General features: G+C 65.9%; 9 protein-coding genes, 1 tRNA gene and 1 pseudogene. 9 read left to right on the top strand and 2 right to left on the bottom strand.

Annotated features, from left to right (window positions below):
• The first annotated feature begins 50 nt into the window (after positions 1-50).
• The 3 genes and pseudogenes from ACE3UA_RS06185 to ACE3UA_RS06175 all read left to right on the top strand — a co-directional run.
• A tRNA-Met gene (locus ACE3UA_RS06185) sits at positions 51-127 on the top strand.
• Between the two features lie 309 nt (positions 128-436).
• Entirely contained in the window at positions 437-622 is a 186-nt protein-coding gene (locus ACE3UA_RS06180) for a hypothetical protein (protein WP_374643549.1), read from the top strand.
• 316 nt (positions 623-938) lie between these two features.
• Positions 939-1,091: pseudogene (locus ACE3UA_RS06175) on the top strand (IS3 family transposase); the annotation flags it as partial.
• 86 nt (positions 1,092-1,177) lie between these two features.
• On the opposite strand, the gene ACE3UA_RS06170 reads toward ACE3UA_RS06175, so the two are convergent.
• Positions 1,178-2,053 (bottom strand): LysR substrate-binding domain-containing protein, encoded by an 876-nt coding sequence (locus ACE3UA_RS06170; RefSeq protein WP_374643548.1) that lies wholly within the window; start codon positions 2,051-2,053, stop codon positions 1,178-1,180.
• A 119-nt stretch (positions 2,054-2,172) separates the two neighbouring features.
• Between ACE3UA_RS06170 and ACE3UA_RS06165 the strand changes: the two genes are divergently transcribed.
• The 4 genes from ACE3UA_RS06165 to ACE3UA_RS06150 all read left to right on the top strand — a co-directional run bounded on the left by ACE3UA_RS06165 (position 2,173) and on the right by ACE3UA_RS06150 (position 6,759).
• Complete coding sequence (locus ACE3UA_RS06165) at positions 2,173-2,877, top strand: SDR family oxidoreductase (protein ID WP_374643547.1); 705 nt, start codon at positions 2,173-2,175, stop codon at positions 2,875-2,877.
• 3 nt (positions 2,878-2,880) lie between these two features.
• Complete coding sequence (locus ACE3UA_RS06160; protein ID WP_374643546.1) at positions 2,881-4,128, top strand: NAD(P)/FAD-dependent oxidoreductase; 1,248 nt, start codon at positions 2,881-2,883, stop codon at positions 4,126-4,128.
• A gap of 444 nt (positions 4,129-4,572) precedes the next feature.
• Positions 4,573-6,063, top strand: coding sequence for a class I adenylate-forming enzyme family protein (locus ACE3UA_RS06155; RefSeq protein ID WP_374643545.1), 1,491 nt, complete (start codon positions 4,573-4,575; stop codon positions 6,061-6,063).
• Between the two features lie 111 nt (positions 6,064-6,174).
• A complete protein-coding gene (locus ACE3UA_RS06150; RefSeq protein WP_374643544.1) occupies positions 6,175-6,759 on the top strand; it encodes an outer membrane protein in 585 nt (194 codons plus the stop codon).
• A gap of 59 nt (positions 6,760-6,818) precedes the next feature.
• On the opposite strand, the gene ACE3UA_RS06145 is transcribed toward ACE3UA_RS06150, so the two are convergent.
• The gene (locus ACE3UA_RS06145; protein WP_374643543.1) at positions 6,819-8,264 is read right to left on the bottom strand and encodes an AMP-binding protein; all 1,446 of its coding nucleotides are present in this window, start codon (positions 8,262-8,264) and stop codon (positions 6,819-6,821) included.
• Positions 8,265-8,468: 204 nt separating this feature from the next.
• On the opposite strand from ACE3UA_RS06145, the gene ACE3UA_RS06140 reads away from it, so the two are divergent.
• A complete protein-coding gene (locus ACE3UA_RS06140; protein ID WP_374643542.1) occupies positions 8,469-9,866 on the top strand; it encodes a class I adenylate-forming enzyme family protein in 1,398 nt (465 codons plus the stop codon).
• Positions 9,866-10,843: a tripartite tricarboxylate transporter substrate-binding protein gene (locus ACE3UA_RS06135; protein WP_374643541.1), complete on the top strand. Its 978-nt coding sequence runs from the start codon at positions 9,866-9,868 to the stop codon at positions 10,841-10,843. The genes ACE3UA_RS06140 and ACE3UA_RS06135 overlap by 1 nt, the downstream gene beginning before the upstream one ends.
• The last annotated feature ends 6 nt before the right edge of the window (positions 10,844-10,849 follow it).

Genomic DNA, 10,849 nt, shown 5'->3' with positions numbered 1-10,849 from the left:
GATCGCTAATACGCCCTCGGGGCTCGCGTGCCAAAAACAGGCACAACCGTCGCGGGGTGGAGCAGCCCGGTAGCTCGTCAGGCTCATAACCTGAAGGCCGCAGGTTCAAATCCTGCCCCCGCAACCAAAATACGTCGCGTTATCAAACGCTTGAACGCCGCCCTCCGGGGCGGCGTTTGCGTTTGCGCAGAATGAGTGAACGCCACGTCGATGTTTTGAGAGTCGCGCGTGAATGGGAGGCGAGCGCACCCTTGCCGGTGACGCTAAAGCCATCGCGTTGCCCCATACATGATTCAGTCATACCAAAGAGGTGCGGATGACCGTCGAGATCATCCCCAGCTTCACCGACCGCCACCACCAGTTGCTTTCGGAAAAGGTAGGGCAGGGCGTCTTTGCCAATCAAAGCGGCGCGGTGGCGGCCGCGCTGGAGTAGATGATGCAGAACGACCAGGAGCGCGAGGTGGCCCTCTCGGCCTGGCACAAGAAATCCATGCTCGCATGGAAACGCTGCGCGCTGCGTTCATCGACAACGACGATGTCTTCGGCACTGCACGCGCAACCATTGGCGCGGCGCACGGGGCGTGAATTACCGTATCCGCTTCCACCCACTGGTCGCGCGTGACCTCGACGCCATCACACAGTGGATTCTCGACTCTACCGGGCCCGGCGTTGCTGCGAAACCTCGCTGAGATCAAGGAAGCCATCGCTACGCTGAAACCCACGCCGCAGTCTCCGTGATGAAATCGCCCCTAGACTGCGAGCCATCCCGGCAGGCGGAAAGCTGTGACTGCATTTGTCGTTGATAATGAAGTACAATAGGTGCTGATCTACGCTGTCACCTCTGACGGCGCAGACTGGGCGCCGCGCGCAGCAGCGCCCGCAGTCGGTAGTCGGGGCGAGGGTGGAGGATGGAATTCCGTGCCAGGCCCGCCAGAATCCGGGCGGGCTACAATAACGTCGGGCATTCCTCGCTGCGCAATCGGACCCCGGCAGAAGTGTGCCGGGCGCTTGAGCAGTCCGAAGGCTCCGCGCCAGGCGCGCTTGCCCAACCCGAAACCGACTACTATCGACCCGAAGGACTCTCATTATGAACGAGGGACGACCGGGGCGGGCAGGTCAGCTCTGAAACTGAAATGCTGGGGTCCTGCGCTCCCGCTCCGAACAGTATTGTTCGCGCTTACGTCGATGCTTGGCCAATCAACCAGCTTCGCACGGATTGGACGCCAGTCGCATTCCTGGATTTGCGCGGGGCGACAAGGTAGAAATCTGACCCAGTTCGCAATTCCGCACCCAGCACCTGTACGAGTTTTCCTGAGGCCAGATCCTGGGTCACAAAGAAACGGCTTGCCAATGCCAGCCCTTGCCCTGCAATGGCCGCTTCGATCGCCAGGGAAGTCTGGCTGAAGCGCATGTTCTTCTGGGCAGGAGGAGCCCCCTGAGGGAATGCGACCGCAAAGAACTGCGGCCACAGGTCGTGGCTGTCATGCAGAAGGGTTAGGACATTTGGTCCGGCCTCAAGGCGTTCAGCGATCTGCGGGCTGGCGACTGCGATGATGCTCTGTTCGAACAGGAGGTCCGCCGTGAGACCCGGCCCGAAGGGTGGCCTGCCATAGCGGACGGCCAGATCGACGGCGTCGGTCTGGAAGTTGGAGATACGGTCGCTGGCGACAATGCGCAGGTCGATGCCCGGGTGTGCCTCCGAGAACGACGGAAGCCGCGGGATCAGCCATCTGGTGGCGAAGGTCGGTGTCACGCTGATGGTCATATGGGCGGGCTCAGGACGCAGAACCTCGGTCGCGTCGACCATCAGCTCGAAGGCTTTGCGAATGTTGGTGGCATAGCCTCGCCCCGCCTCGGTAAGCGCCAAGGCCCGGGTCTGGCGCGAGAACAGCTGGAGGCCCAGATGTGCCTCCAATCCCCGGACCTGCTGCGCAACGGCACCTTGGGTCACACCCAGTTCCTCGGCGGCCAAGCGGAAGTTCAGGTGGCGCGCGGCCACCTCGAACGCGCGAAGGCCGTTCAATGGCGGGAGACGGGAGAGGTTGTTCTTCATCGGATAGTTTTTCTGCTGAATCATGGCAGATAACATGGTTCGTGCCGAGGCCGTCAATCCCGTATTTTGAGGGCAATGTAAGGCCAATGATGGCCTGCCTTAGTGGTATGGAGAGAGAAATGTCGGCAGAAAAAGTCGCGATCGTTACGGCCGGTGGTTCGGGCATGGGCGCCGCTGCTGCCCGTCGTCTGGCTGCGGATGGCTACAAGATCGGCATCCTTTCGTCCTCTGGCAAGGGCGAAGCCCTGGCGGCGGAACTGGGAGGCCTTGGTGTGACCGGATCGAACCAGTCGAACGACGACGTGGCGCGGTTGATCGACGCGGTGGGAGCGAAGTGGGGTCGGATCGACGTTCTGGTGAACTCTGCCGGTCACGGGCCGCGCAAGCAGATCATCGAACTGACCGATGCCGATTGGCATGCCGGGATGGAGGTCTACTTCCTGTCCGCCATCCGCCCGATCCGGCTGGTGACGCCCTTCATGCAGGCGCAAAAGGGCGGCTCGATCATCAACATCTCGACCGCCTGGGCGTTTGAGCCTTCGTCCATGTTCCCGACCTCGGCGGCGGCGCGCGCGGCATTGGCCTCGTTCACCAAGGTCTACGCCGACACCTACGCGGCGGAGAACATCCGCATCAACAACGTGCTGCCCGGCTGGATCGACAGCCTGCCTGCCACCGAGGACCGCCGCCTGGCTGTGCCGATGCAGCGTTACGGCAAGGCGGAAGAAATCGCCGCGACCATCGCCTTCCTCGCCTCGGAAGGGGCGGCATACATCACCGGCCAGAACATCCGCGTCGATGGCGGCGCGACGCGGGGGATGTGAGAAATGACCTCGTCGAAAGATTCCTCCTGGGTGATGAACCTGCCTGCCTTCGACACCAAGCCCAAGGCAAGCGGCTATGACGTGGTGATCATCGGCGGTGCGACGATGGCGGCGAACACCGCCTGGTTCCTGGCCTCGAACCCCGACTTCAAAGGCAGGGTGCTGATCGTCGATCCCGATCCAACCTTTGCCAAGGCCCAGACCGGGGCGTCGAACAACTGCATGCGGCAGCAATTCGCCAACCCGATCAACGTGCGGATCGGCCAGTTCGCGGCAGAGTTCGTGAAGAACTTCCGCGCCAATCTGGGCGGCGATCCGGCTGTGCCTGACCTGTCGATCCGCAGCTTCGGTTATCTCTACCTGTCTGATACCCCCGCGCTGACCGAAGTCCTGAAGCGCGATCAGGCGGTGCAAGCGGCCAATGGCGCGGGCACCCGCATGGTCTCGGCGGCGGAGATCGTCGCGCTTTATCCGTTCTACAAGCTGGACGACATCGCGGCGGGCAGCCTGAACACCCGCGACGAGGGTTACTACAACGCCCCCCTGATGGTCGAATGGCTGATCCGCAAGTCGCTGGAGCGCGGGGTGGACTATATCCGCAACCGCGTCACGGCCATCGGGCGCGAGGGCGACCGGGTGACCTCGGTGACGCTGGCCAGCGGTGAGGTGATCGCGGCAGGCCATGTGGTGAACGCGGCTGGCACCCGTGCAGGGCAGGTGGCGGCAATGGCCGGCCTCAAGCTCGATATCCAGCCGAAGCGGCGCTATACCTATGTCTTCCGCGCCAAGCGGCCCCTGGACCGCGACCTGCCCCTGACCATCGACCCGACCGGCGTCCACTTTCGCCAGTTCGGTGATGACTACCTGATCGGCTGCCCGCCGATGGGACCGGATGACACGATGGCCCCCGATGATTTCGCGGCCGAAGAGGGCATCTGGGAAAGGAAGCTGCATCCGATCGTCTCGAACCGCATCCCGCAGTTCAAGGAGGTCGAGATCGTCGACTTCTGGATGGGCCACTATGACTACAACACCTTCGATTACAACGTGGTGATCGGGCCGCATGACCAGGTGCGGAATTTCCACTTCACCAACGGCTCCTCCGGCCACGGCTCGCAGCAGGGTCCGGCCGTGGGGCGCGGGGTGGCGGAACAGATCATCTACGGCGGCTTCAAGTCGATGGACCTGACGCCCTTCCTTCATGCCCGCTTCGCCAAGGGAGAGCGCGTGGTGGAACGGGCGGTGATCTGAAAACGGTGGTTACTGGATCATGCGCAGGCACCATCAAGATACCGAGGCGTTGAGGGCCTATGGTCAGATCTGGGCCGGGGTGGCCCCGTGCCTGGGGGGCAAGATCCTTTCCGGACAGGGCAAGATCGAGACGGTGGAGGGGGCGGACCCCCGCCAACTCACCATCCGCTCGCCAGTTTCAAATCGGCCAAGGCCTACCACGACGACCCCGAGTATCAGGCTTCGCTGTCCACGGCGCCACACGACGACATGGTCCGGCGGGCGAACGCTGCCGAGGCGGCCCTCCAAGACGATACCGGCCGGCGCGGGGCCACCACGGCCGCCGCGCCTTTCCACGGCAGGACCAGCAGCAAGTCGCAGGCGCGACGACCGCGCGGATCATCGGATTGACGCCCGCTCGGCCGCGCCGCACTGTAGCCGACGCATTCGGATGGACGGCAGATCATGGACCAGACCCGCAGCGGCAATCTCGGGCTTCACTACCTGCGCGCAGTCGCACGCTTTCCCCAGGTGCTGGCCGTGACCGGCGCGGGGCTTTCCGTCACCCATGGCCAGTTGGCCGAGGCCAGCCTGGCGCTTGCCCTTGGACTGCACGAGCGGGGGATGGGGCAGGGCAGCACCGTTGCGGTGCGCACTGCCGATCCGGTGATCTCGCTCGCCTCGCTCATGGCCACGGCGTTGATCGGCGCGCGCTGGGTCTTCGGGCATGGCAATCTTCTGGGCACCGACCGGCTGGCGATCGACCTGACGCTGGACGACGCAACGATGGAACCCGCCTCCCTCCCGATCACACCCCTGGATGCAACCTGGTTCGCCCCGCGATCCGTGACCCCGGGCAGCGCCTTGCCCTTCGCCGGGTTCCGCTCGGATGACGACATCTGGATGATCAGCCAAACTTCGGGCACCACCGGCACCCCCAAGCTGGTGGGCCTTCCGCACCGGGTCGTGGTCGACCGGATCGCCGCGAATGCCCGCCGGCTCGACTGGCGCGGGTTGCGGATGGCCAGCCTGTTCCCGGTCTCGGCGCCGGTCTGGCTGACCTATGCGCTGACCGCGCTTCTGCACGCGGGCTCGGTCCGTTTCGGACGCGACGCCGAGGCCTGGTTCGGCGACGGAGTGGGCTACGCGCTTGCCTCGCCCGCCCAGGCGGCAAGCGGCCTTCAAGGGCTGTGCGCGCCGGGGAAGGTGGCGATCCTGCAACTTTCGGGCGGTCCTGCAGCCGAATCCCTGGTGCGCGACCTGCTTTCCAGCTTTGCCGAGGTCTGGGTCGGATACGGCTCGACCGAGGGGTTCAACGCGCTGACGAACATCAGGACCCTGCGCGCCGACGGCAGCATCGCCAGCCGCACCGTCCTGGCCCCCGGCTCCCGGGTCGAGGTGGTCGCCGCCGATGGCAGTCCTGTGCCCGCGGGGCAGGAGGGAGAGATCCGGGTGACCAACACCTATCTCGCACCCGGCTACCTGAACGCCCCCGAGGCGACTGCGGCCAGCTTCCGCGCCGGCTCGTTCCACCCCGGTGACCTGGGCCTTTGGGATGCCGAGGGCAATTTCCACATAACCGGCCGGGTGAACGACCAGTTCAACCTTGGCGGCCAGAAGGTGAATGCCCAGCTTCTGGACTTCACGCTTCTCGGTGTCGAAGGCGTGCGCGACGCGATCAGCTTCATTCTGCCCGATCTTCCCGGCACGGAAGGCCTGCGCGCCTTCCTTAGTGTCGAGCCTGGCGCCGACATGAGTCGCCTCCTTGCCGAGGCTCGAATCGCGCTCCTGGCACTGGGAGGCGAGTCTGTCGTGCCGAGACGTTTCCTTTTTGCCGACACCCTGCCGCGCAACCAGAATGGTAAGGCCGACCGCCGCGCCTGCGTCCGGATGGTCGAGGAGGGCAAGTTCCGCCGTCAAGAGAGGGCGGCGCAGGCAGACGAGGCGCATCTGTGACTTTGTTGCCGCGCCATCTGCCTGATTTCCCTCAGGGCAGGTTCGGGGTTTGCTTTCGCTGTTCCGGCTGAGTAACATTCCGGTAACCGAATTCTAACCGCGAGAATGAACATGGCCGCGAAAGAAGTTGCGTTGAAGGTGATCGGCAGTGGTGCCGCCATGCTTGCCGGGTCGGCGGGCCTCTCTCATGCGCAGGACGTCGGCGGCTGGTATGCCGGTGCGGGCCTTGGCGCGGCCACGGGCGACTTCAGCACCTTTGGCGATGACGGCTATTCCTTCGACGGTACGGTCGGGTCGATCTTCGCCGGCTACAACGTCGTCTCGGGCAATATGGTCTATGGCGGCGAACTGGCCTGGAATGGCGGCGTCCAGGGCGATAGCGCCTATGTCGACAGGATCGGCAGCATCCTCGACCTGAAGGGCCGTCTGGGCACGATAGTGGGCAGCACGCTGGTCTATGGCTCGCTCGGCTATTCGCTCGGGACTTTCGAATACGGCGGCGAAAGCGGCGATTTCAATGGCTTCTCGCTGGGCGCCGGGTTCGAGATGCCGTTCAATGACAACGGTTTCTTCGGTGCGGACGTGACCACGCGCAACATGTCGGGCGACGGCGAAATCGGCGGCGTTCCGGCCACCGATTATATTGACGACGCGCAACTGACCACCGTGTCGATCCGCTTGGGCTTCCGCTTCTGACCCAGATCAGACGCAACGCATGACCAAGGCCGCGCCCGTTCGGGTGCGGCCTTTCGCTTTCAGCCCCGGGTCAGCATCTCGCGGATCCGCTGCGTGTCGACCTTGCCGGTCTCGGTCAATGGCAACCGCTCTACACGCATGCAGCGCATGACTTTCAATCCAGTGAAATGCGGCGCGACGGCGGCGGTCAACTCGCCTTCGGACAGGCCGCGCGCGGCGCTGTAGACCACGCCCAGCCGTTCGATCCCCTCGGCGTCGGTCAGGGCGACCGGCACCAGGCTGACGCCCGGAAAGGCTGTCTCCAGCACCTGGCGGACCCGGGAAAGCGCGAACTTGTTGCCGCCGTAGTTCACCACTTCCTTCACCCGGCCAAGGATGAAGTAGTTCTCGCCCACCCGACGCAGGATGTCGCCGGGGAAGAACCAGCCGTTCCGAAAGCCGGTCCGGGCGTCGCTGCGGTCGGAAAGATACTGCCGGGCAAAATGGCCGCTCACCGGCCGGAATCCGACCAGCCCCTCGCTTGCCTCAGGCAGCAGGTTCAGCGTCGCGTCGAAGAAACCCAGTTCCAGGTCGGGCCTGCGCAAGGGGCCGAGATAGCCTTCGGGCTGCGGACGGGTCGGGTCGTGGATCCAGCGGAAACAGGGTCCGATCTCGGCCGAGCCATAGCCCAGATGCAGCCGCGCCGGGCAGATCCGCGCGAATTCGGCCAGCAGCTGCGGCCCCGCCTGTGCACCCCCCAGCCGGATGTCGCGCAGGCCGGTCAGATACTGCGCTGCCGCCGGCTCTTGCAGGTAAAGCTGCAACATGGCGGGCGAGGTTGCCAGCGTGTCGACATGGTATAGGTCGATCCAGGGCAGCGCATTGCTGGCACCCTCGGCCAGGGCGACGACCGATCCCCCCTCGATCAGCGTGGCCAGCACCACCGCCATCGACCAGCCGGCATGCAGGGAAAGGGTGGTCATCAGCCGGCGCGCGCCCAGATCGACCTCGCCCATGAAGGCATAGCGCTGCGCATCGGACAGCCGGTCGGCCTCGGCCGAGCGGATGAACTTCGGCAACCCCGTCGACCCGGATGAGCGGAAGACGAAGGTCCCCATCGGACGGCCGGTCGGCGCAGTGAAGTCCGGCAGGGCCAATGTGCCCATCAACGCGAACCAGTCGGCCTCGATCACGATCTGCCGTGTGCCCGGCACGTCGGCCGAGGCTTCGGTCCCGACCACCAGATCGAAGGCGATGCCCGCCTCGGCCACCTGCTCGACCGGGCCGTAGATCAGCGTCAGCCCGCGCCAGGACAGAAGCAGCGTCAGCGCCAGGCAAAGCTCGGGCCTGCGGCTGGTCATGACGACGGTCTGTCCCGCCCGCAGCCCGCGCGTCATAAGCTCGACATCCAGAACCTGCGTCAGGTGCAACAGGTCCGTCAGGCTCATCTGGCTTTTCTCGGTGATCAGCGCAATCTTCTGTGGACGGGCCTGCGCGGAGCGGGCAATGGCGGCGATCAGGGACATGCTTCGGCACTCCGTCAGGGTCTGGCGCGGATGTGCAGCTTGCCCAGCGTCGGGCGCAGGTCAAGCTGGTACCAATTGGAATGTGACGGTGCTTGTGCGCCCTGCTGCCGCCCCTTAGGATGCCGCCGGGGCAGGGATACGATGACCAAGGGCTTTTCAGCGGCATTCGAGGACAGCTGTCGGGCGCATGCGACGGCGCTTGCCATGATCGACCCGACCGACGCCCCGGTGACCTTCGCCAATCTCTTCTTCACCGTCATTGCTTTCGCCGAGGCGTTGCAGGATCATGGCGTCACGGCGGGGAACCTCGTGTCGGTCCATGTCGGCGACCCGATTGCGGGCGTCGCGCTGAAGCTGGCGCTTCTGCGGATCGGCGCCACCGCAATCGGCCCGGTGCCCAGAGAGGGGCGGGGCGGCGCGCTGGGGATCGACTGGCATCTCGTGGTCGCGGGTGGTGACATTCCTGGCCCCAGGGAAATCCCCGTCGGCCGCGACTGGATCCGCTCGCCGCGCCGGGGGGTGCCGATCCAGCCGGGGGGCGCGATGGTGCGCATGACCTCGGGGACGACCGGGACGCCCAAGCTGCGGCTGATCAGCGATGCGGGGCTTCTGGCGCGCGCCCTGCGCGGGCAAGAGCTGCGCGGCAGCCTCGATGGGCCGGTCTTCATCGGCTATGCCCCGGGCTCCAGTCCCTTCTTCAACTACATGGCGCGCGCCGTCCTTTCGGGCGTCCTGCAACTGCATCCGGGCCGCGACGATGCCGCCAACCTGCGCGCCATGGCGGCGCAGGGGGTCACGACTGCGCTACTGTCCCCCTGGAACTTCCGCCGCCTTCTCGCCGCGGTCGAAGCCGGGGCTCCGCCCCCCGCGAGCCTCCGCCGCATCCTGGTCGGCGGCGGCGAGGTCGCGCCCGCCTTTGCCGCCCGCGCCGAGGCCCTGTTCGGCGCCGAGGTCGTCCTCTGCTATGGCAGCAACGAGACCGGCTCGATCGCCCACGCCCGTCCCGCCGAGCGGCCCGACCTGCCCGGACGGGTGGGCGAACCCTATCCGGATTTCGGCTATCGCTTCACCGACGACTCCGGCGCCGCTGCCGATCCGGCCACCGGGGGCGAACTCTGGCTGCGCGTGCCGCCCGAGATCCGCGTGACCGACTATCCCTCGGGCCGTTCCCTCACCGATGCCGAGGGTTGGGTCGCCACCGGCGACATCTGCCGTCGCCTGGGGGACGGGGCGCTGCAATTCCTGGGCCGTCGGGCCGAGTTCCTGAACATCGGGGGCAACAAGCGCGCCCCGCAATGGTTCGAGGCGGCGCTCCAGGGCCAGCCAGGCGTGGCCGATGTCGCGGCCTTCCGCCTGCCCGACCCCGGCGGGGGCGACATCGCGGGCCTTGCGGTGGTTCCCGGTCCCGGCTTCGACGCCGGCCTTCTGACCGCCCAACTCGCCGAGCGGCTTGGCCCTCGCTACCTCTTTCGCCTTCTCGCCGTCGACGCGATTCCTGTCACGGCGGCGGGCAAGACCGACCGCGCGCGTCTGTCGCAAGCCTTTCACCCGAAGGACCCGCCCGATCCGCGGCCGGAACCTGCCATCCACAAGGAACCCTGATGTCCGCCCAGTCGCTTTTCCTCGCCTCTGCCCTTTCCCTCTCCCTCTCCCTTGCCGCGGGGGCCGAGACGCTGACCATCCAGGTCGGCTATGGCAGCGGCGGATCCTATGACGAGGCCGCGCGCCTGATCGCCGAGCATATCCCCCGCCACCTGCCCGGCACGACCGAGGTGGTGGTCGAGAACGTGCCCGGCGCAGGCAGCGTGAAGCTGGCCAAGATGATGATGTCCAGCACCACGACCGACGGCAGCCAGATCGGCACCGTCAGCTCGGCGCTCGCGCTTCTGCCGATCTTCAATCCCGACAGCACCGATTTCGACCCCACCAAGGTGCACTACCTGGCCAGCATGACGAACTCGGCCTCTTACTGCATCACGCCCAAGGCATCGGGTATCGACAGCCTGGATGCGTTCCTGACGCAAGAGTTCAAGGTTGGCGCCACCGGCAGGGACAGCACGACCTACACCTATCCGGCTGCGATCCGTGCCGCGCTGGGGGCCCGCTATGACATCGTCACCGGCTTCGAAAGCGCGACCGAAATCGATCTCGCGATGGAGCGGGGCGAGATCGGCGCGCGCTGCGGTATCGGCGTGACCACCCTGTCGAAAGGCGACATGCTGGACCGCTACAACGTGATCGTCGAACTGGCCCCCACGCCGAAGAACGAACTGCCGGGCGTGCCCTTCCTTCTTGATCGTGCGCCGGACGAGGCGACGCGCAAGGCGCTGGAACTGGTCGTCTCCTCCGGCTCGGTGCACCTGCCTTTCCTTGCGCCCCCCGCCACCTCGGAAGAGGCAGTCGCCCGCCTGCGCGCAGCTTTCGACGGGCTGGCCGCCGATCCCGAATTCGCCGCGGCCGCCGAACGCCAGGGGTTCGAGCTGATCATGACCAGCGGCGTCGAGGTCGAACGGCTGATCGACGGCTTCCTGGCCAGCGACCCCGCAGTGCAAGAGGCCGCGCGCGCCCTGGTGCAGTAGGCTCGA

This window comes from Tabrizicola sp. (assembly GCF_041919135.1).
GTDB lineage: Bacteria > Pseudomonadota > Alphaproteobacteria > Rhodobacterales > Rhodobacteraceae > Tabrizicola.
The sequence above is the reverse complement of the archived record's forward strand: the minus strand, read 5'-3'. Positions and strand labels throughout refer to the sequence as shown.

Coding starts and splice junctions, on each gene's coding strand:
- ACE3UA_RS06140 (WP_374643542.1), top strand. CDS start 8,469: ATGATCGACCCGACCGACGCCCCGGTGACCTTCGCCAATCTCTTCTTC.
- ACE3UA_RS06170 (WP_374643548.1), bottom strand. CDS start 2,053: ATGAAGAACAACCTCTCCCGTCTCCCGCCATTGAACGGCCTTCGCGCG.
- ACE3UA_RS06145 (WP_374643543.1), bottom strand. CDS start 8,264: ATGTCCCTGATCGCCGCCATTGCCCGCTCCGCGCAGGCCCGTCCACAG.
- ACE3UA_RS06135 (WP_374643541.1), top strand. CDS start 9,866: ATGTCCGCCCAGTCGCTTTTCCTCGCCTCTGCCCTTTCCCTCTCCCTC.
- ACE3UA_RS06160 (WP_374643546.1), top strand. CDS start 2,881: ATGACCTCGTCGAAAGATTCCTCCTGGGTGATGAACCTGCCTGCCTTC.
- ACE3UA_RS06180 (WP_374643549.1), top strand. CDS start 437: ATGCAGAACGACCAGGAGCGCGAGGTGGCCCTCTCGGCCTGGCACAAG.
- ACE3UA_RS06165 (WP_374643547.1), top strand. CDS start 2,173: ATGTCGGCAGAAAAAGTCGCGATCGTTACGGCCGGTGGTTCGGGCATG.
- ACE3UA_RS06155 (WP_374643545.1), top strand. CDS start 4,573: ATGGACCAGACCCGCAGCGGCAATCTCGGGCTTCACTACCTGCGCGCA.
- ACE3UA_RS06150 (WP_374643544.1), top strand. CDS start 6,175: ATGGCCGCGAAAGAAGTTGCGTTGAAGGTGATCGGCAGTGGTGCCGCC.